The sequence below is a fragment of the Gottfriedia luciferensis genome, assembly GCF_002156865.1.
GTDB classification, from domain to species: Bacteria; Bacillota; Bacilli; order Bacillales; family Bacillaceae_G; genus Gottfriedia; species Gottfriedia luciferensis.
In genome coordinates this window covers 46,638-68,012 of the sequence record NZ_NCTA01000009.1, presented here as the reverse complement: position 1 = coordinate 68,012, position 21,375 = coordinate 46,638, and the positions used below count along the sequence as shown (strand labels likewise).

The window sequence follows — 21,375 nt, the reverse complement described above, 5'->3', positions numbered from 1 at the left end:
TGTGCGAAGTGACATGATTAAAAAAGGGATTGATCGAGCCCCTCATCGAAGCTTATTGTTAGCAGCTGGGGTAAAAGAAGAAGATTTTAATAAACCATTTATTGCAATCTGTAATTCATATATTGATATCGTTCCTGGCCATATTCATTTAAGGGAAATGGCTGATGTTGTAAAACAAGCAATTCGAGATGCTGGTGGAGTACCATTTGAGTTTAATACGATCGGCGTAGATGATGGAATTGCAATGGGACATATTGGAATGAGATATTCACTTCCTAGTCGTGAAATTATTGCGGATGCTGCTGAAACTGTTATCAATGCACATTGGTTTGATGGAGTATTCTATATGCCGAACTGCGATAAAATTACACCTGGAATGTTAATGGCAGCTGTTCGTACAAATGTACCAGCAGTATTTGTATCAGGTGGACCAATGGCTGGAGGACTTTCTAAAGATGGTAAGGCATTATCACTTGCTTCAGTTTTTGAAGGTGTTGGAGCTTTCAAATCAGGAAAAATGAGTGTAGAAGAATTACTAGATATTGAAAAATCAGCATGTCCAACATGTGGATCATGTTCAGGTATGTTTACAGCAAATTCAATGAATTGCATTATGGAAATGCTAGGAGTTGCACTTCCATATAACGGAACAATTCTTGCAACAAGTAAGGATCGTCATAATTTAATTAAAGATGCAGCATTCCATTTAATGGATTGCATTAAAAATGATATAAAACCAAGAGATATTATTACAAAAGAGGCAATTGATGATGCATTTGCATTAGATATGGCAATGGGTGGTTCTACAAATACCGTATTGCATTTAATGGCAATCGCGAATGAGGCTGGAATTGAATATGACTTAAAAGACATTAACGAAGTGGCAAGAAGGGTTCCATATTTATCAAAAATTAGCCCGGCTTCTCATTATTCAATGCACGATGTTCATTTAGCTGGTGGGGTTCCTGCAATTATTAAGGAATTAACTACAATCCCTGGAGCAATAAATAGTGATCGTATAACAATTACAGGTAAAACATTATTTGAGAATGTGCAAGAAGCCACAATCAGTAATAGTGAAGTCATTCGTAAGAAAGATAACCCTTATAGCCAAACTGGTGGATTATCGATTTTACACGGAAATCTTGCTCCAGATGGAGGAGTCATTAAAGTTGGTGGTGTTGATCCTTCGATTCAAACATTTATAGGTGAAGCGATTTGTTTTGATTCACATGATGAAGCAGTTGAAGCGATTGACCAAGGTTTAGTAAAAGAAGGCCATGTTGTTGTTATCCGCTATGAAGGACCAAAAGGTGGACCTGGAATGCCTGAAATGCTTGCACCTACATCCTCAATCGTTGGAAGAGGATTAGGGACTAAAGTCGCTTTAATTACAGATGGCCGTTTTTCAGGTGCTACAAGAGGAATTGCAATAGGTCATATTTCTCCAGAAGCAGCTGAAGGTGGTCCAATCGCATATATAGAAAATGGTGATGAAATCATCATCGATCTTTTATCAAGAAGTATTACATTATCTATTTCAAGTGAAGTATTCGAATCTCGTAAAAAATCATTTGAATTACCAGAACCAAAAGTAAAAACAGGTTATTTAGCAAGATATGCAAAGTTAGTTACTTCCGCTAATACAGGTGGAATTTTAAAAATATGAAAAAGCAATGATAGAGAAAAGTAGTTATGAAAAGGATCTTCAGAGAGTCGGTGGATGGTGTGAACCGATGACCTTGATTAATGAAACTCACTCTTGAGTGTCGGCTGAACATAATTATGTTGTAGGTCTGAACGTTGGCTACGTTATAGCCAGATTTTGGTTATCCAAAATCCCAAAGTTAGGTTTTTACCTAAGAAGAAGGGTGGTACCGCGAAAAGTCTTTCGCCCCTTCAGCATCTGCTGAAGTGTGGAGTCATGACTTTTTTTATTGCGAATAAATGGGTTAGCTGATCCAAAATTGGAGGGGAAAATGAAAATGAGTCATCATTCAATGAGAACTCTATCAAAACAAATGTCAGGAGCAAATTTGTTAATTGAAGCCTTGAAAGAAGAAAATGTTGAAATGATTTTTGGGTATCCTGGAGGGGCGGTATTACCATTATATGATGCGCTCTATGATGCTGATATTCCTCACATTTTAGCTAGACATGAGCAAGGCGCCATTCATGCAGCAGAAGGATATGCAAGAGTGACTGGAAGACCTGGAGTCGTAATTGCTACTAGTGGACCTGGGGCAACTAATGTAGTAACCGGTTTAGCTGATGCAATGATGGATTCAATACCTTTAGTTGTATTTACAGGTCAGGTAGCGACAAATGTAATTGGAACAGACGCCTTTCAGGAGGCAGATGTGATCGGTATTACAATGCCTGTCACAAAACATAATTACCAAGTTCGGAATGTTGAAGATGTCCCTCAAATTATAAAGGAAGCATTTCATATTGCTTCTACCGGGCGTCCAGGACCTGTCGTAATTGATTTACCGAAAAACATGATGGTTGAAAAAGGTAATAAAAAGGAAAACGTCGAAGTTCATTTGCCAGGCTATCAGCCAACTTATGAACCTAATTACAATCAAATTACCAAACTCATGCATGCAATTCAAATTTCTGAGAAACCAGTCGTTTTAGCAGGAGCAGGCGTTTTACATGCTGATGCAGCTAAGGAATTTACTGAATTTATAAAAAAATATAACCTTCCAGTCGTTCATACTTTGTTAGGTTTAGGCGGTTTTCCAGCTAGTGAGGATCTATTCCTTGGAATGGGCGGCATGCATGGCACTTATACAGCAAATATGGCAATGTACGAATGTGATCTACTAATTAATATTGGAGCAAGATTTGATGATCGTTTAACAGGTAACCTAGATCATTTTGCTAAACACGCTGTAGTAGCTCATATCGACATTGATCCTGCAGAAATCAACAAAGTTATTCCGACAAATATTCCAATCGTTGGTTGTGCTAAGGAAGTATTAAAAGCTTTATTAAAACAAAAGGAAGTTAGTCAAAATCATAGTGACTGGTTAAATCTATTGAAATGTCGTAAAGAAGAATTTCCATTGCATTTTGAATCGAGTAACTCAGTAATAAAACCTCAAGAGGTATTATCAATTCTTCATTCGATAACAGAGGGAAAAGCGACTATATCTACTGATGTAGGTCAACATCAGATGTGGGCCGCACAATATTACCAACTAGAAAGACCGCATAAATGGATTACATCCGGTGGACTAGGCACGATGGGATTTGGGTTACCAGCAGCAATTGGAGCACAATTTGCCCAACCTGAAGAACTAGTTGTTGCAATCGTTGGAGATGCTGGATTCCAAATGACATTACAAGAATTGAGCATGATCAAAGAACATAACTTACCAGTTAAAATATTAATTTTAAATAATGCAGCACTTGGGATGGTAAGACAGTGGCAATCAGCTTTTTATAATGAACGATTCTCTAGTTCTCTATTAGACTGCCAACCTAGTTTTACAAAACTTGCAGAAGCGTATGGCATTAAAGGAATTACAATATCAAATCCAGATTTAGTAGAAAACCAATTAAGAGAAGCGATTGAATTTGATGGCCCAGTCTTAATTGATTGTCGAATCCATCAAGGTGAGATTGTTACTCCTATGATTCCACCAGGAAAAGGAATTCATGAAATGGAAGGGGTGAAATAATGAAACGAGTTATTACTTCGACAGTGTTAAATAATAGCGGAGTACTAAACCGAATTACAGGGGTAATTTCTAGAAGACGGTTTAACATTGAGAGTATTTCTGTAGGTCATACCGAACAAGATCATATTTCAAGAATTACGTTTGTCGTACATGTAGAAGATTTACAACAAGTAGAACAATTAATTAAACAGCTTCACAAACAAATCGACATCATTAAAGTAGCTGATATAACTGAAGAATCAGTTATTGCTAGGGAACTAGCTTTAATAAAAGTAAGTACAAATGCTAGTAATCGAAATGAAATATACAGTTTAATTGAACCATTTCGAGCTTCCGTAATTGATGTAAGTCGAGATCAAATCGTTGTCCAAGTAACAGGTACTTCTGATAAAGTCGAGGCTTTGATTGAATTATTAAGACCTTTTGAACTAAAAGAAATTGCTCGAACTGGTGTTACAGCATTTACTAGATCCACTAAACATAAGGAGCACGCTCAAAAGCTACTCTCTTATTAAATAAAAGTTTAAAAATATAAAACTACATTATTGGAGGAATTTAAAATGGCTAAAGTTTATTATGGAACAGATGTAAAGGAAAACGTATTAGTAGGGAAAACAATCGCGGTAATTGGTTACGGCTCTCAAGGACATGCACATGCACTTAATTTACATGAAAACGGTCATAAAGTAGTTGTTGGTTGTCGACCAGGAAAGTCTTGGGATGCAGCTGTTAATGACGGATTATATGTAACAACAGTAGCTGAAGCAAGTAAAGCAGCAGATGTCGTTATGATTTTATTACCAGATGAGCATCAACCAAAAGTATATGAAAATGAAATTGCACCATACCTAGAAGCTGGAAATGCATTAGCTTTTGCTCATGGCTTTAACGTTCATTTTGATCAAATTGTTCCTCCTTCAAATGTGGATGTATTTTTAGTAGCTCCAAAAGGCCCAGGACATCTAGTTCGTCGTACATTCGTTGATGGCGCAGCAGTACCAGCATTATTTGCTGTCTATCAAGATGTAACAGGTGAGGCTAAAAATGTTGCACTTTCTTATGCAGATGGGATCGGGTCTACAAGAGCAGGTGTACTTGAAACAACATTTAAAGAAGAAACAGAAACAGATCTATTCGGAGAGCAAGCTGTATTATGTGGCGGCGTAACATCTTTAGTAAAATCAGGGTTTGAAACTTTAGTGGATGCTGGTTATCAACCAGAAGTTGCCTACTTTGAATGTTTACATGAACTAAAACTGATTGTTGATTTAATGTACGAAGGCGGAATGAGCTACATGAGATATTCAATCTCAGATACTGCACAGTGGGGAGATTTCGTGTCTGGTCCAAGAGTAGTCGCTGATGAATCAAAAGCAGCAATGAAAGAAATTTTAGCTGAAATTCAAGATGGTACATTTGCTAAAGGATGGATTAATGAAAATAAAAATGGTCGTCCAGTATTTAATGAAATTAATGAAAGTGAAAAACATCATCAATTAGAAGAGGTTGGCGAAAAACTTCGTGCGATGATGCCATTTATCCAAAGAAAAGAAAAAGTCGAGGTGAAATAAATATCATGAGTAAAATTCAGTTTCTTGATACAACATTACGTGATGGCGAACAATCTCCTGGGGTTAATTTAAATCGATTTGAAAAGCTCGAAATTGCAAGACAACTAGAGGCTTTAGGTGTTGATATCATTGAAGCTGGTTTTGCCGCATCATCGGAAGGCGACTTTTTAGGTGTACAAGAGATTGCGAGACAGATTCGTTCTGTCTCCGTCTCAAGCCTTTCTCGCGCAAAAGATTCAGATATCAAAGCAGCATGGGATGCATTAAAAAATGCTGCCGAACCAAGACTTCATATTTTCCTAGCTACAAGTGATATTCACATGAAATATAAGTTAAATATGACTAGATCGGAAGTTTTGGAAACTGCTAAGCATTGTGTGCAATTAGCAAAATCATTTTTTCCAAAAGTTCAAATTTCAGCTGAGGATGCATGTCGGAGCGATCGTAAATTCCTTGCTGAATTTGCAGAAACAGCCATAAAAGCTGGGGCAGATGTGATTAATATCCCAGATACAGTCGGATATACAAGCCCTTCGGAATACTATGATTTATTTAAGTATTTACAAGAAAATGTAACTTCTTATCAAAAAGCAATATTCTCTTGTCATTGTCATGATGATTTAGGCATGGCAGTCGCTAACTCATTGGCAGCAATACAAGCTGGAGCAAATCAAGTAGAATGTACCGTGAACGGAATAGGTGAAAGAGCAGGGAATGCAGCATTAGAAGAAATAGCAGTTGCATTACATATTAGAGAAGATATTTATCGTAAAAATACGAATCTAAGACTAAATGAAATTACGAAAACAAGTGAACTTGTTAGTCGTCTTACAGGTATGGTTGTCCAGAAGAATAAAGCAATTGTTGGTTCAAATGCATTTGCACACGAATCAGGGATTCACCAGGATGGTGTCTTGAAAGAACCAACTACTTATGAGATTATTCCACCTTCATTAGTTGGGTTATCTACAAATTCATTAGTTTTAGGAAAACACTCAGGACGTCATGCATTTACAGATCGACTAAGAGAATTAGGATTTAATTTTTCTACTGAAATCATTAATGAAGCATTTGTTCAATTTAAAGCATTGACCGATTCTAAGAAAGATATTACCGACAAGGATCTATTAAACATTATTAGTAAATGGAGCAATAAGGAGGTTCTAAGATGAAATTAAACATTGCATGTTTGCCAGGAGACGGAATAGGTCCAGAGATTATGAATTCAGCTGTTCAAGTTTTAAAACAAATTGCACAAACCTATCAACATGATTTTACTTTTTCAACTAATTTATTTGGTGGCCATGCAATTGATGAAACTGGAAATGCACTACCAGATGACACATTAAATAATTGCTTAAATGCAGATGCTGTTTTATTAGCGGCTGTTGGTGGCCCAAAATGGGATCAAGGTGCTGAACGACCAGAGAGTGGTTTATTACGATTAAGAAAGTCACTTAATTTATATGCAAACATTAGACCAGTCGATGTTTATGATGAATTAGTTAATTATTCGCCACTAAAGGCCGAACAAGTAAGAAATGTCAGCTTTGTCGTTGTCAGGGAATTGACTGGGGGAATTTATTTCTCCGAACCAAGATTTCATAATGAAAATGAAGCAACTGATACACTTTCATATACTAGAGATGAAATAGAGCGAATTGTAACTTATGGATTTGAATTAGCAAAATCTAGAAAAGGTAAATTGACTTCTGTAGATAAAGCAAATGTATTAGAATCTAGTAAACTTTGGCGGAAGATTGTCAATCAGTTAAGTGTGAATTACCCTGAAGTTGAAGTCGAGCATCTACTTGTGGACGCGGCGGCGATGGAATTAATTAGAAACCCAAGACGTTTTGATGTTATTGTTACTGAAAATTTATTTGGTGATATTTTAAGTGATGAAGCATCAATGATTACCGGGTCACTTGGTATGCTACCTTCTGCAAGTCGATCTGGAAATGGCCCTTCATTATATGAGCCAATCCATGGTTCTGCACCAGATATTGCAGGACAAAACAAGGCAAACCCAATTGCAATGTTGAGATCAGTTGCTATGATGCTAAGAAATTTTAAATTAGTAGATGAAGCGAATGCAATCGAAAATGCGATCGTTAAATCATTTCATAATGGCTATTTAACAAGTGATTTAGGTGGCAAAAGCACAACAACACAATTTACAGAACAAGTAGTAAATCAACTAAAATTTCAAGCAGTTGGAGGTGCTAATCGATGAAACAAACATTATTTGATAAACTTTGGGAAAAACATGTTGTAACTGGCGAAGTTGGTAAACCTCAGCTTTTATACATTGATTTACATTTAGTGCATGAAGTTACTTCTCCTCAAGCTTTTGAAGGACTTCGATTATCGAAACGAAAAGTGAGAAGACCAGATTTAACTTTTGCAACGATGGATCATAATGTTCCGACAGAAAACCAATTAGTAATAACTGACTTTATTGCAAAGCAACAAATGGATACATTACGAAACAATTGCCACGAATTCAACATCACATTAGCTGATATTACTGATGAGGATCAAGGAATCGTCCATGTAATTGGTCCGGAGCTTGGATTAACACAACCAGGGAAAACAATTGTTTGTGGAGATAGTCATACATCAACGCATGGCGCTTTCGGTGCATTAGCGTTTGGAATTGGAACAAGTGAAGTTGAGCATGTTTTAGCAACACAAACATTATGGCAAGTAAAACCTAAATCGATGGGTATAAAACTTGAAGGGAAACTCCCAAAAGGTGTATATGCTAAAGATATTATTCTTCATTTACTAGCAACTTATGGTGTTTCAATGGGGACTGGACACGTCATTGAATTTTATGGTGAAACGATTACAAACATGACCATGGAAGAACGAATGACATTATGTAATATGGCGATTGAAGGTGGAGCAAAAGCAGGGTTAGTCGCTCCTGATCAAAAGACATTTGACTATTTAAAAGGCAGAAAATATTCAATCGATTCATATGATCAAAAATTAGTTGAATGGAAGAAACTAAAAACTGACGAAGGAGCTACTTTTGATAAAAATATCGAAGTGGATGTAACAACACTTGCGCCATATGTAACTTGGGGAACAAATCCAGGTATGGGTGTTAGAATTGATGAAGAGCTTCCTAAAATTAAAGATGAGAACGATGAACGTGCATATGAATATATGGGGTTAAAACCAGAAATTACTCCGAAAGAAATACCTGTACAGCATGTATTTATTGGATCATGTACAAATTCGAGATTATCAGATTTAGAGGAAGCTGCAAATTATATTAAAGGTAAAAAAGTTAAAGAAAATGTAAGAGCACTAGTAGTTCCAGGTTCAAAGAAGGTCAGAAATGCAGCGATGGCAAAAGGACTTCATGAGATTTTTATCGAAGCAGGATTTGAGTGGAGAGAAGCTGGATGCTCTATGTGTCTAGCAATGAATCCCGATCAAGTACCAGCAGGCGAGCACTGTGCCTCTACTTCAAATCGAAATTTTGAAGGAAGACAAGGTAAGGGAGCAAGAACTCATCTAGTGAGTCCGGTTATGGCAGCGGCAGCAGCAGTTCATGGTCATTTTATTGATATTCGAAAGGAGCAAGCAAATGAAACCGTTACGTACGCATAAAGGTACAACCGTATCAATCATGTTAGATAATATCGACACAGACCAAATTATTCCTAAGCAATACCTTAAACGAATTGAGCGTACCGGCTTTGGAGAGTTCCTATTTGATGAATGGCGATATCATGACGATCGAACACCTAATCAATCCTTTGCACTAAACGATAATACACGAAAAAATGCTTCTATCTTAATAAGTGGAAAAAATTTCGGTTGCGGTTCATCAAGGGAACATGCTCCTTGGGCATTAAATGATTACGGCTTCACAGTAATCATTGCAGGTAGTTTTGCGGACATATTTTATAACAATTGTATAAAAAACGGTATGCTACCAATCGTACTAAATGATGAAACTCGTTCAAAATTATCTTCCCTTACAGGAAATCAGGAAATTGAAATTGATTTGGAGCACCAATTAGTAAAAACACCATTTGGCAACTTCGAATTTTCAATTGACCCAGTATGGAAAGAAAAACTATTAAATGGATTAGATGACATCGCAATTACAATGAAATATGAAAACAACATCGAACAATATGAAAAATTGAATAGATAACTTTAGGAGCAAAACATTTTTCTTGTAAAATGTTTTGCTTTTTTATTGTTAGGTTTTTTTAGAGTAAATTGTTGATTTTCTTTATTTATAAAAATTCGTATATTCTTGAAAATGAATAGGACTTATCTGTGAGTCCCATAAAATATAGAAATAGAATTATTCATTAAAGAACAGAGTTTGTTAAAAAATAGGTTCAATTAATGTTAATTGTTGATTTTTTACAAAACACATATTTGAATGATCAGGATAGTAGACTGGGCTAAGTATTCCATCTTTTTTTATCGAAAATTGAAATAAAGGGTAGGTTAATCATAGATAGAGGAGGGAAAAATAACTATAAAAATATTTATACAAAATGCGAAAATAACTAATTTGTATTATGCATAATCAACCTCTAAAATTAGAAATGCATCACACATTTAAGTAAAAATATCAGGAGGTAATTATAATGAGCAAACATATATTAATGATTGTTACTACTGCAGGGAAAATAGATGAGAATCTGGAAACAGGCCTTTGGCTATCAGAGTTCGGAGAAGCTTATGTTGAGTTTGCCAAAAAAGGCTATAAGGTGACAGTAGCAAGTCCAAAAGGTGGGAAGTCACCCATCGATCAACGCAGTTTAGTAGATGGGGAAACGCAACAGGAAATTTTGGATACAGCTAAGTATTTGGAGAACACAGTTAAGCTGGATGACATTACAAATGTATCAGAATTTGATGCAGTGTTCCTGCCAGGGGGTCACGGTACAATGTTTGACCTTCCAGATAATGAAAAGCTTCAGCAAATCATTCGTGACATCTATGAAGCAGGTAAGCTGGTAGCAGCGGTCTGTCATGGTCCAGCGGGGCTAGTTGGAGTGAAACTTACTGATGGCACTCCACTTGTAAAAGGGAAAACGGTCACTGCATTCACTGATGAAGAAGAAAGAGCAACAGGACTGGACAAGCATATGCCATTTCTACTGGAAACAAGAATGCGTGAGCTTGGAGCTGATTTTGTTGGAGCGGAAAATTGGACAAATCATATGAAGAAGGATGGAAACTTAATTACTGGCCAAAATCCTCAATCCACTGAAAGTGTCGCAAAAGAGGTCGTGAAAATTTTAGGTTAAAAAAGCATTCCCATGCACACAGTTCTTTTGTTTTAAAGGAGGATAAGATGATGAAAGCATTATTATTACATGGAAAAAATGAATGGCGTGATATGAAAGTAGAGGATTTTGAAAAGCCAATCTCTAATAAAGGCGAAGTTGTAGTTGAGGTTCATGCAGCAGGACTAAATCCAGTAGATTATAAAACAGCAACAGGCTGGAATCCAAATTGGAAAACACCTCATATTCTTGGTCTGGATGTTGCAGGAATAATCCATGAAGTTGGTGAAGGCGTGATCGGCTGGCAGAAAGGGGATCGCGTCGTTTACCACAGTGATTTTAATAAGCAGGGGGGATTTGCTGAATATGGGGTCACTACTGCACATACGATCTCTCGCATTCCAGATTCCATCACGTTTGAAGAAGCAGCTGCATTGCCAACTGCTGGTTATACAGCGTATCAGGCACTATTCCGTAAGCTGCCGATGAATGCAATTGACGTTATTCTTATTCATGGAGGAGCAGGTGGCGTTGGCGGGTTTGCCATTCAGCTAGCAAAGTATGCAGGGAAAACGGTTATTTCAACTGCATCTGAACCTAACCATGACTATGTGAAATCACTGGGTGCAGATTATGTTATTGATTATCGTAATGAGAATGTGAAAGAGAGAGTCATGGAAATCACAAATGGTCGCGGAGTCGATGCGGTTCTTGATACAGTGGGTAGAGATAGTGCGACAGCGTCCCTTGATATGATCGCTTATAATGGGCATATTGCTCATATCGCAGGCAAGCCCGATTATGATCATATTAAACCTTTTACAAAAGTCATCTCCTATCATGAAATTGCTCTGAATGCAATTCATCATCAAAACGATAGGATAGCAGAGCGGGATCTTGCGAAAATGGGCGATGAATTTTTAGCATTAGTCGAACAGAAACAGATATCTCCTCTGCTGGAGCGGGTAATTTCTTTAGATGAAGTTCCACAAGCCCTAGTGGAATTGTCAGAACGTCATGTAAAGGGCAAAATTGTGGCAAAAATAAAATAAATCATCAGGAGTGTACGAGATGGAAAATTTTCAATATCATAATCCGACGAAGCTGATTTTCGGTAGAGGTCAATTAGAAGCTTTAAAAACAGAGATTCCCCAATATGGAAAGCGCGTGTTACTAGTATATGGCGGAGGTAGCATTAAACGATCGGGACTATATGACAAAGTGATGGCAGTACTGCATGAAATGGGAGCGGAAGTGGTAGAGCTTGCAGGAGTAGAGCCGAATCCAAGGCTTACAACAGTGAATAAAGGAATCTCCTTAATCAAACAACATCATCTGAATTTTATCTTAGCTGTAGGCGGTGGCAGTGTAATCGATTGCTCTAAGGCCATAGCCGCAGGGGCACATTATGAAGGGGATATGTGGGATTTTGTCTTGAAAAAAGCAGTTCCTCAATCTGCAGTACCTATTGGGACGGTGCTAACTTTAGCGGCGACAGGATCTGAAATGAATGGTGGAGCAGTTATAACAAACTGGGACGAGAAAGATAAGCGGTCTTTCGGTTCTATTCATACTTATCCTAAATTCAGCATTCTTGATCCGGAACTGACTTTTACCGTACCACTTGACCAGACTGTATATGGGATTGTCGATATCATGTCCCATGTATTTGAACAGTACTTCCATGCATCAAGTAATGCACCTCTTCAAGAGCAAATCGGGGAGTCGATTCTTCGTTCAGTAATGGAAACTGCGCCAAAGTTAATTGAAGACCTGGAGAATTATGAATACCGGGAAGTCATTCTTCTGAACGGCACATTTGCTTTAAACGGAACACTTTCAATGGGTGTGAAAACAGATTGGGCCACTCATATGATTGAGCATGCCGTTTCAGCTGTTCACGACATTCCACATGGTGGGGGACTTGCAATATTATTCCCTCATTGGATGCGTTTTGTTTCTCAGCAAAAGCCAGAAAAGGTTGCGCAACTTGGGGAAAGGGTATTCAAACTAGATCCTGTTGGGAAAACAGCTGAAGAATTTGCTGAAGAAACCATTCAAGCGCTTCGTTCCTTTTGGAACAGTATCGGTGCTCCAGCACGACTAGATTATTATGGAATTGACGATAAGGAACTAGAATTAATGGCTGGAAGAGCAATGGTTCGTGACACCATTGGAGGCTATGTACCGCTTACAAAAGAGGATGTATCTACTATTTTGAGAAATGCTTTATAAGGAGGAGCTTTTATGAGCGGGATTACCATCAATGCTATTTTAAAGGCAAAACCTGGTAAAGAAGAAGCTCTATTTGAGGTGCTTCAAGAGGTTGTGGAACCTTCCAGAAAGGAGCCGGGATGCGTTGAATATATCCTTCACCGTTCCATTGAAGACAGCAGTATCTTTGTTTTCTATGAAACTTGGAAGGACATCGAATCCATAGAGGCACATATACAATCATCACACTATAAGGAGTATCGATGCAAGGCAGAAGACCTTTATGAAACAAGAAAAGTTTTGAAATTGAAAAAATATTAATCATAGGCACCCTACCAGTCTCTGGGGAGGGTGCCTTCCCTCATTAATAAAAGTAAGAGAATGAATAGAATGCACGAATTTCCAAAAGTTAAAGTAAGAACGCCTTCTGAATTCTAGGAGAATCGGGCACTTCAATCTCTATATGGTGCTTACTGTGACAAAATTGCTCTATATAGCTTATCTTCGTTATACAAACAAACTGGAAATGATACAGCAACTCTTCAAATTGTAAGAGAAAGGAATGAAAATCGCACAATGATAGATTTTGAATGGTACCGCAGCTTCATCAGCATTTACAAGTATGGATCTGTGTCCGCCGCCGCCAAAGCTAGAATTCTAACTCAGCCCGCCATGAGCCAGCATCTGGCAGCCATAGAAGCAGAAGTCGGTGAACCTCTTTTCATAAGGACCCCTCGTAAGATGGTTCCGACTGAAAAAGGAAAGGAACTTTATACAAAAATCGTTCCATTGATTGAAAAACTCGAAATTACCACACTTGAACTGAAGAATGAGGTGACAAGTCAAACACAGGCTCCACTGATAAAAGTGGGAACTCCTGCAGAATACTTTACAAAAGCAGCATTGCAAAAATGGAAAAAGCTCGATGTTCGATTATCAGTTCAATTCGACATTGCGTCTAATCTATTAGAGAAACTATCTGATAATGAAGTTGACCTCATAATCACTACACAAAAGCAAACCGTAGCCGGAATTGAGTATAAAAAAATAGAGAATGAATGCTTCGTCGTCGTTGCTCCACCCGATAAACATTGTGACGCTAGCACCATGAAGGAAATAGAAGAGTGGCTTCTAGATCAAACATGGATCAGCTATGGTAGCGAGCTCCCCATCGTCCGACGTTACTGGAGGGAACATTTCAAAAAAAGGCCAGATATTAAACTTTCCCATGTTATCCCTGACCTACGTGCTGTCCTCGAAGCCATTGAGCATAACATGGGAATAAGCGTCCTTCCTGAGTACCTGATCCATGAAAGCCTGGCAAGCAAAAAAACGATTATAATGTTTCCGCATCTATCAGTTGAAAATACCATTTATTCAGCCTACAAAACGGAAAATCGCGATCATCCGCTGCTGCAAAAAGCGGTGGGGGCCTTAATGGTGCAGTAGTTTCGACATGCTTCATCTGATGAAAATAAATGAATTTGATAAATTCAATGGTAATATCAATAATGGACTGCAAAATTATATGTATGAATATTGAATTTTTAAATCATTAAGTGTAACAAACGTTTGCGATAGTTGAAGATCCACGAGTTGTTTTGCAGCTCGTTTTTTTATTGGAGTTAATGGCAGGATAGTTGAAAAAGGATTCTTTGTATATAATTATAAAAGTTATATATAAACTTTTTAGCCAGGAGTTGTGTAGTTAAATAATGGATTTTAAAAACTTAATAAGTGTTGTAAAAATATTAGAACAAAATAATATTAAATATGCACTAGGAGGCAGTGGTTTACTTTTAAGTTTAGGATTGACTAATGAAGTAAATGATTGGGACATCACAATTGAATATCCAAAGAATGATTTATTAAATGTACTTAAATTCTTTGAGATAAAAGAAATTGATTGTGGAGATTACCCGTTTGCAAGCAAATATAAATTTCTAGTACATAATGTTAATCCAAAAGTTGAAATAATAGGATATTTTTCAATTAAAACTTCAAGTGGTGTCTGTAATTTGCCAACTATATCGGTAAAAAAGTGGAAAGATATTCAAATTGGTAGCCCAGAAGTGTGGTACGTCGCTTACAGTCTTATGGATAGAGTTGAGAAAGCAAATAAACTTTTCTTCTATTTAAAAGTTCACGGAGCTAATGCAAATATAATAAATCTTATGTTAAAAGAACCCCTACCAGATTATTTAAAGATAAAGCTTAAAGAATTATTAAATAATTAAAGTTAACCAACAAACGCATGCAATAGTTGCAGATCAGGAGTACCTAATCGGTACTCCTTCAGACTGCCCGCCAAACGCTCGCTTTCTTCGTTACTTCGCCTGCCTGTGGTGCTCATTACCGTCTAAGGGTAACTCCGCTCCTCGCCAGGCTTCGCGCCTAGAAAGACAAGCGTTTTCAATCAGTCTGAAAATCAGATAAATAGGACTTTGTCTACACACTACAGGAGTACCTAATTGGTACTCCTCAGAGTGTTGAAATATATAACGGTCAATATAAACAGGTCATTAAGTGAATTTTATTGATGATAAGTTAGTATTTTTTGATGTTCTAATAATGTGCAATATTTATAACTCCGTCAAACTCAAATATTAATTAGTTCATCTTTTTATAAGTTTAAACGATTAAATACTAATGTTTAGAAAAATGAATTCGAATCTTAAAAGACGATGCTTTTTGAATTCGTCGTTTAAACTGATTAATATTTATATCGTTTTTTTATGAATACTTTTATTGAACAACAAGTTGATTGGAACGGAAGGATGCTCGACCCCTATGTTAAAGGCAGGAAAAACAGGAAAAGCAGATAGGGAATATATTAAATATAGGAATTCACTAAAATACTCTAAAGTCTTTTAATATCTTTTCTTTTCACTTTTCCCTTGTTCCTGCATTTCCTTGTTCCTGCTCTTAAGCATGCATACTGCAGTGGAAATGAACATCACTCAACTTCCTTTACGAAAGTTTGGTCATTACTTGACAAGATTATTTTTCAACAGCATGAGGAGTACCTAACCGGTACTCTTTTTTTTATAGTTATTATTAGGTAAGAAAAAATGTATGAAGTGAAAAATAATATGATTACAGAAGAAGTTGTTGACAATATTTAGAAATTAGTATATCTTATACATGACTTATTAATACGCAGATGTTTAGATCAGCCTTAATAATAATTAGTACTTTAGCATTCTTTTAATATTTAAAATTGACTGGATGAAAAAGTATCCTAATAAAAGATTTACTCAAAGGTTTGTTTTATAATCTAGCGTAATTTAAACCGTAATATTTATTTAAATAAGAAATTAAAACTTATAATTAAAAAAACTCTATAAAATGGTAGTTCTTCAAAAAACTTCGTTGAAGTTAGTTGAAGTAAAACCGACAATTCTCATGATTCAATGATCTTAAATGATTATTGAATTTATGAAGTTGTCGGTTTTTTTATTGAAAAAATACTAGTTTATTCAGAAATCATAGTTATGCAAAAAAATATATGACTTTTTAGAAAGATATGTGACCTTTTCTAAAAGTGATTTTTTATGTGTTAACTCTGTTTAGAAGGGGGAAAGTTTGTGTTAAGTTTTTTGAGTTCATCATTGTTGTTATCAGTATTTTTCATTATGCTTCTTATTTCTGGAATTAGTAGTCTAATATTTTTACATCCGCGAGTACCCTTGAGTTATGTTCGGATTCATATTGTTTTAGTGGCCTTACCACCTCTGGTTTTCTTATTGGATCTTGTTCATACTGATGTGAACGTAACTTATGGTCCTTGGCACTTGGATTCCTTAGCTTTGTTAATGGCTTTCTTCATTCTTTCAATTGGTTTAATTATTCAGCGTTTTTCTGTACGTTTTTTAATGGGAGATCGTTCTTATCGAAAATATTTTACGCTTTTTACTTTCACTACAGGTGCTGCTTCTATTGCATGGTTAAGTTCTGATCTCCGCATGATGGTCATGTCTTGGGGAGTAACTCTCATCTGTTTAACCTTACTTATAGGGCTAAATAGTAAATGGAAAGTAGCTAGTGAAGCTTCCAAGGTTTCTGGTCGATTATTTGCATTAAGTTGGTTTTCATTATTATTCGCGATAATTTGGCTCTTTCAAGCTACAGGTCAGTGGAATTTATCAAAAGTGTTAACAAATGAAAATTTAGCTCTACTTGGTACATGGGAGAGAACAGGGATTAGTTTATTGATTGTATTAGCGGTGATTATTCCAGCAGCTCAGTGGCCATTCCAAAGGTGGTTAATTGAGTCTGTTGTTGCTCCGACTCCTGTTTCTGCTATTATGCATGCAGGTTTAGTAAATGCTGGTGGAATTATACTAACTCGATTTTCACCTCTATTTAATGGTGATATAGCTTCGATTATATTACTTATTCTTGCAAGTATTTCTGTTTTAATTGGAACTGGTATTAGTTTAGTACAAGTTGACTATAAACGTCAGTTAGTAGGCTCCACGGTCGGACAAATGGGATTTATGCTTATCCAGTGTGCATTAGGTGCATATATAGCAGCAATTATTCATCTTATCCTACATGGTTTGTTCAAGGCTACACTATTTTTACAGGCTGGTTCGGCAGTACGTCGTTTCGAAGCATCTCCTCGCGTTAATAAAAGGTCATCCTATTTATTGATTATGGTGGGGAGGACTTTAGGGTTAGTTGTAGGAATTGCTTTTTGGCTCATGGCACCTAGAGATGGCTATCAATTGATTAGTGCATTAATCTTAGGGTGGTCATTTTCCGTATCTTGGATACAGCTTGTAGCTTTTGGTGAAGGGAGAATTGGACGCGTTGTTGGCTTATTATTTTTAGGCGGAGCTGCGGTCGTTTATTTTGTCATTCAAAACATCTTACATGAGTGGTTGCTTACTTCCACTATTAAAAGTGTTCAACCTCCAACGTCAGTTGTCATAATTGTTGTGTGTCTCTTGCTAATTTGTACTGCTCTTGGTACGTGGGCTGTACGAAATCGCTCTTCTGTTTTTTTCACAGTGCTCTACCTTTGGTTAGTGCGTTTAAGTGAAGCAAAACCAAAGTCAGTAGAGAGTCATCCAAACTACCTTAAACAATATTTGTCAAAAGGAGGTAATCAGTGATGAGTTTTACATCCGTATTAACAAAAGAAAATGTTAAAGAGAAAGATACAGATTGTAATATTCAAGAAAGGGATATTAACGTTTTAGTAGAATCTGCTAGTCAAGTGATTGCACCTCTTTGGCCAATTTCTACATTTGCAGCACGTAATCCGTGGATGGGACTTGAAAAGCATTCTTTTGAAGAGATTGCAAGTTGGTTAAAGATTATTCGTGATATTGATATATACCCAAGTGCCGTTATGATTCATTCGGCAAAGAATAAAGGTGAGATTGATGAAGCTTTTGTGGAAATGGGGCTACAACGTTGGCTTGATTCATATTCTTTTAATATCCCACGAGACGTGTTAGAGCGATTTTGTCATGCTGCACTAAACTTAGATCCATTACCCACTGACCTTTTATCTTCACATAAGCTGGAGAAATTGGTAAATGAATATAATGAACTAAATGAGGATCTTATTGAGAATTTTTCAATACAGCCCATATGTTCGCATATAGAGAATCAAGATGGTGAAAGGTTGATCAACCTTCTTGATTACCATGTTATCAAGTGGTGTAAATTATATCTTGATGATAAACAGGCAGGTTGGACAATGCCAAATCGCGAGGAAGGTTTCTATCGTGCGTGGTGGCGTCTCATTCAATATGATCCTGCGTTAAACAAAAAACAACGTAAAAGTTTTAAAGATTGGCCACAAGAGGCACATATTGCTTTAAAAAAAGCGTTAATTGAATTAGAAATCCCAGATTCAGAAATACAGACATATCTTGAAGGTCATTTGCTTTCATTACCTGGATGGGCAGGAATGATGCTTTGGCGCACTCGAGAATCTAGCCATGAGAATCAACTTCTAACAGAATATTTAGCAGTTCGAATTTCTATGGAGTGGGCGCTTATAAAACAATACTTACCTTTGACCAATCAACGGTCTAAGAAAAAAGTTGCGATTACTCCCCTTATAGCATCATGGATTCATTGGGGGGACCTTACAATTGAAGAATGGATACAGATGTCTGCAGCTGAGCAAAACGAATATTTATCATTTGCCTATTATTTTGATGAGAATCTTCAAAAGAAGCTTTGGTTAGAAGCTTGGGAACAAACACACACTGTTCAATTAAGACAGAAAATTCTTTCGAAACAACATGAGACCAACGGTGAAAAAACTGCATTAGCTCAATTAGCATTCTGCATTGATGTACGATCAGAACCTTTTCGTCGTCAACTTGAAAAAGAAGGTCCGTTTGAAACAATTGGAATTGCTGGCTTCTTTGGCTTACCAATTGCAACAAGTGAACTAGGGAGTAAACACAACCACTCTTCTTTGCCAGTTATGCTAAGGCCTCAGCTCCAAATAAAAGAAGAGTCTGTGGATGAAAATGCAGTTAAATCATATCAACAACGTAAGCAGGCAGTTAATTCCTTAAGTTATACATTTAAAACGATGAAACAAAATGTACTTTCGAGCTTGCTTTTACCTGAACTTAGTGGACCCTGGCTTAGTCTACAAATGGTAGCAAGTAGTTTTGTTCCAAGAGGAGCAGATCGTTTTATGCGTAACCTTCATAAGAATTGGTTACGCAAACCAAATACAACTCTATCGCTTAATCATGTTCAGAATACAGAAGCGGAGATAAAAGTTGGTTTTTCTAAAGAAGAAAAAATACATTATGCTCGACAGACTTTGAAAATGATGGGATTAACAAAGAATTTTGCACCATTAATTGTAATATGTGGGCATGGTAGCCAAAGTACCAACAATCCTTATAATGCTGCTCTCAACTGTGGCGCATGCGGTGGAGCGGCAGGTGGATTCAATGCAAGGGTTTTAGCTGCTTTATGCAACCTTCCAGAGGTAAGAGAGGAGCTTTCTTCTGAAGGAATTGATATCCCTGAGGACACAGTTTTTGTAGCTGCTGAGCATACAACAACGTTAGATGAATTAAATTGGATTTATGTTCCTAAACTTTCCGAAGCTGCAAAAGAAGCATTCGATCGTATCGTAGCTATTTTGCCGAAAGTAAGCAATAATGCTAATGCAGAACGTTTAGCCCAATTACCGAATTTTCAAAAGAAGCTAAAAAACCCGACAAAAGAGGCATACCGGTTTGCGGAAGATTGGAGTGAGGTACGCCCTGAATGGGGACTGGCTCGAAATGCCGCTTTTATTATCGGCCAACGCGAATTAACACAGGACTGTGACTTGGAAGGTAGAGCCTTCCTTCATAATTATGATTGGACTCAGGATGAAAGTGGAGATATCCTAGCTAACATTATTGCAGGACCAGGAACTGTAACGCAATGGATTAATCTTCAATATTACGCTTCAACAGTAGCACCTCATTATTATGGTAGTGGAAATAAAGCAACTCAAACAGTTACATCAGGCCTCGGGGTGATGCAAGGGAATGCAAGTGACTTGTTAGCTGGTCTACCTTGGCAATCCGTCATGGAATCAGATCAAGAGGCTTATCATTCTCCTCTTCGTTTGTTGATTGTCATCCAAGCACCTAACGAATATGTTGAAAGATTATTAAATAATGATTCTGCATTTCGATTAAAAGTTCAAAATGGATGGGTTCGACTTGCAAGTGTTGATCCACAAGGACGATGGGAAAATTGGTAACTGAAATACTTTTGCTACTTAATCAATATCATTTTTAAAAAATAAAAAAGGAGTGTACTATATGAATTTAGATAAAAATCAAAAAGTATTATTTATAACTGATATAGAATACGGAATTGAGCGTATTTTACAAGAAGTGACTAATATTCAAGCAGAAAACATTCTAACTATACAAAGCTATAATTCTGTAATCTCACATCCTTTTGGAGAAATAATGAGGTCTGTTATCATTGCTATTTATGAGGAAAATGTTAAAGAGATTTTTGTTATAGGAACAAAAGATAATCGTACTGACACCAAAGTTAAATTATTAACTCAACATGATACACTAAAAGATAAAATCCAAAAATTGGAGTATCTTTTTCAAAATTGTAAACCCGAATTTACAAATGGTTCGGTCGATGATTGGTTAATTGGTAGTAACAACATTGAAAAAAGCGTTGAGATCATTCGTCATCATCCATTAGTTCCGTCTTATGTTAATGTTCGAGGTTTAATCATCAATAATTATGATGAAAAACTCTCAATTGTGGATGTTCCTACTGATAAAACAGTTTCAAGCTCTACTTGATCATCACTAGTCGTTTTGAATAGTACGGAGGTTACCTCTAAACCCTCCCATACATGAAAAAAGAGTCGCAATCCTAGTGAAAATCTACTAGAAACAGTAGGCAATAGATCTCACAAGAATTCAGTAAAATTGAATTTTTATGTTGAAGGTGTATATTAAGTTTATGATATTAGATTTTTAATTAATGTTGTAAAATAAGCTTTGTCAATATAGCAAACATCTTTTTAACTTTTAGATCAAGGGTTTGACAAAGGGGGGATCCAACTTTATTTTGTAAGGATGAAAAGAACAGAAAGAATTGTATAAAATA

Annotated in this window: 16 protein-coding genes, 1 pseudogene and 1 other annotated feature; all 17 genes and pseudogenes read left to right on the top strand. The window is 36.6% G+C overall.

Going from position 1 to position 21,375, the window contains the following annotated elements; all coding sequences use genetic code 11:
* Position 1 precedes the first annotated feature (1 nt).
* The 17 genes and pseudogenes from ilvD (at position 2) to B7R67_RS09010 (ending at position 21,065) form a co-directional block, all read left to right on the top strand.
* Complete coding sequence (gene ilvD / locus B7R67_RS09090; RefSeq protein WP_088069652.1) at positions 2–1,669, top strand: dihydroxy-acid dehydratase; 1,668 nt, start codon at positions 2–4, stop codon at positions 1,667–1,669.
* Positions 1,668–1,902: a binding site (T-box leader), on the top strand. (Overlaps the previous gene by 2 nt.)
* A gap of 83 nt (positions 1,903–1,985) precedes the next feature.
* Positions 1,986–3,689 carry an acetolactate synthase large subunit gene (gene ilvB, locus B7R67_RS09085; RefSeq protein ID WP_088069734.1) on the top strand — a complete coding sequence of 568 codons (1,704 nt, stop codon included), beginning with the start codon at positions 1,986–1,988 and terminating at the stop codon, positions 3,687–3,689.
* Positions 3,689–4,204 carry an acetolactate synthase small subunit gene (gene ilvN, locus B7R67_RS09080; RefSeq protein WP_088069650.1) on the top strand — a complete coding sequence of 172 codons (516 nt, stop codon included), beginning with the start codon at positions 3,689–3,691 and terminating at the stop codon, positions 4,202–4,204. The genes ilvB and ilvN overlap by 1 nt, the downstream gene beginning before the upstream one ends.
* A gap of 45 nt (positions 4,205–4,249) precedes the next feature.
* Positions 4,250–5,260, top strand: coding sequence for a ketol-acid reductoisomerase (ilvC, locus tag B7R67_RS09075; RefSeq protein ID WP_088069648.1), 1,011 nt, complete (start codon positions 4,250–4,252; stop codon positions 5,258–5,260).
* A gap of 5 nt (positions 5,261–5,265) precedes the next feature.
* A pseudogene (locus B7R67_RS09070) lies at positions 5,266–6,399 on the top strand (2-isopropylmalate synthase); the annotation flags it as partial.
* A 29-nt stretch (positions 6,400–6,428) separates the two neighbouring features.
* The gene (leuB, locus tag B7R67_RS09065; RefSeq protein ID WP_088069644.1) at positions 6,429–7,496 is read left to right on the top strand and encodes a 3-isopropylmalate dehydrogenase; all 1,068 of its coding nucleotides are present in this window, start codon (positions 6,429–6,431) and stop codon (positions 7,494–7,496) included.
* On the top strand, positions 7,493–8,887 hold the full coding sequence (gene leuC, locus B7R67_RS09060) for a 3-isopropylmalate dehydratase large subunit (protein WP_088069642.1): 1,395 nt from the start codon (positions 7,493–7,495) through the stop codon (positions 8,885–8,887). The genes leuB and leuC overlap by 4 nt, the downstream gene beginning before the upstream one ends.
* A complete protein-coding gene (gene leuD, locus B7R67_RS09055; RefSeq protein WP_088069640.1) occupies positions 8,865–9,440 on the top strand; it encodes a 3-isopropylmalate dehydratase small subunit in 576 nt (191 codons plus the stop codon). Before leuC ends, leuD begins: the two co-directional genes overlap by 23 nt.
* Positions 9,441–9,888: 448 nt before the next feature.
* A complete protein-coding gene (locus B7R67_RS09050; RefSeq protein ID WP_088069638.1) occupies positions 9,889–10,554 on the top strand; it encodes a type 1 glutamine amidotransferase domain-containing protein in 666 nt (221 codons plus the stop codon).
* A gap of 50 nt (positions 10,555–10,604) precedes the next feature.
* A complete protein-coding gene (locus tag B7R67_RS09045) occupies positions 10,605–11,585 on the top strand; it encodes a zinc-binding dehydrogenase (RefSeq protein ID WP_088069636.1) in 981 nt (326 codons plus the stop codon).
* A 19-nt stretch (positions 11,586–11,604) separates the two neighbouring features.
* The gene (locus tag B7R67_RS09040) at positions 11,605–12,768 is read left to right on the top strand and encodes an iron-containing alcohol dehydrogenase (protein WP_088069634.1); all 1,164 of its coding nucleotides are present in this window, start codon (positions 11,605–11,607) and stop codon (positions 12,766–12,768) included.
* A 12-nt stretch (positions 12,769–12,780) separates the two neighbouring features.
* A complete protein-coding gene (locus tag B7R67_RS09035) occupies positions 12,781–13,068 on the top strand; it encodes a putative quinol monooxygenase (RefSeq protein WP_088069632.1) in 288 nt (95 codons plus the stop codon).
* Positions 13,069–13,323: 255 nt separating this feature from the next.
* Positions 13,324–14,196, top strand: coding sequence for a LysR family transcriptional regulator (locus B7R67_RS09030; protein WP_088069631.1), 873 nt, complete (start codon positions 13,324–13,326; stop codon positions 14,194–14,196).
* Between the two features lie 266 nt (positions 14,197–14,462).
* Positions 14,463–14,984 carry a hypothetical protein gene (locus tag B7R67_RS09025; RefSeq protein WP_088069629.1) on the top strand — a complete coding sequence of 174 codons (522 nt, stop codon included), beginning with the start codon at positions 14,463–14,465 and terminating at the stop codon, positions 14,982–14,984.
* 1,350 nt (positions 14,985–16,334) lie between these two features.
* Positions 16,335–17,867, top strand: coding sequence for an NADH dehydrogenase subunit 5 (locus B7R67_RS09020; RefSeq protein ID WP_088069627.1), 1,533 nt, complete (start codon positions 16,335–16,337; stop codon positions 17,865–17,867).
* Entirely contained in the window at positions 17,867–20,494 is a 2,628-nt protein-coding gene (locus tag B7R67_RS09015) for a DUF2309 domain-containing protein (protein ID WP_088069625.1), read from the top strand. The genes B7R67_RS09020 and B7R67_RS09015 overlap by 1 nt, the downstream gene beginning before the upstream one ends.
* Positions 20,495–20,555: 61 nt before the next feature.
* Complete coding sequence (locus B7R67_RS09010; protein WP_088069623.1) at positions 20,556–21,065, top strand: carbonic anhydrase; 510 nt, start codon at positions 20,556–20,558, stop codon at positions 21,063–21,065.
* Positions 21,066–21,375 lie beyond the last annotated feature (310 nt).

Coding starts and splice junctions, on each gene's coding strand:
- B7R67_RS09050 (WP_088069638.1), top strand. CDS start 9,889: ATGAGCAAACATATATTAATGATTGTTACTACTGCAGGGAAAATAGAT.
- ilvC (WP_088069648.1), top strand. CDS start 4,250: ATGGCTAAAGTTTATTATGGAACAGATGTAAAGGAAAACGTATTAGTA.
- B7R67_RS09040 (WP_088069634.1), top strand. CDS start 11,605: ATGGAAAATTTTCAATATCATAATCCGACGAAGCTGATTTTCGGTAGA.
- ilvN (WP_088069650.1), top strand. CDS start 3,689: ATGAAACGAGTTATTACTTCGACAGTGTTAAATAATAGCGGAGTACTA.
- B7R67_RS09010 (WP_088069623.1), top strand. CDS start 20,556: ATGAATTTAGATAAAAATCAAAAAGTATTATTTATAACTGATATAGAA.
- leuB (WP_088069644.1), top strand. CDS start 6,429: ATGAAATTAAACATTGCATGTTTGCCAGGAGACGGAATAGGTCCAGAG.
- B7R67_RS09015 (WP_088069625.1), top strand. CDS start 17,867: ATGAGTTTTACATCCGTATTAACAAAAGAAAATGTTAAAGAGAAAGAT.
- leuD (WP_088069640.1), top strand. CDS start 8,865: ATGAAACCGTTACGTACGCATAAAGGTACAACCGTATCAATCATGTTA.
- B7R67_RS09030 (WP_088069631.1), top strand. CDS start 13,324: ATGATAGATTTTGAATGGTACCGCAGCTTCATCAGCATTTACAAGTAT.
- leuC (WP_088069642.1), top strand. CDS start 7,493: ATGAAACAAACATTATTTGATAAACTTTGGGAAAAACATGTTGTAACT.
- ilvB (WP_088069734.1), top strand. CDS start 1,986: ATGAGTCATCATTCAATGAGAACTCTATCAAAACAAATGTCAGGAGCA.
- B7R67_RS09045 (WP_088069636.1), top strand. CDS start 10,605: ATGAAAGCATTATTATTACATGGAAAAAATGAATGGCGTGATATGAAA.
- B7R67_RS09025 (WP_088069629.1), top strand. CDS start 14,463: ATGGATTTTAAAAACTTAATAAGTGTTGTAAAAATATTAGAACAAAAT.
- B7R67_RS09035 (WP_088069632.1), top strand. CDS start 12,781: ATGAGCGGGATTACCATCAATGCTATTTTAAAGGCAAAACCTGGTAAA.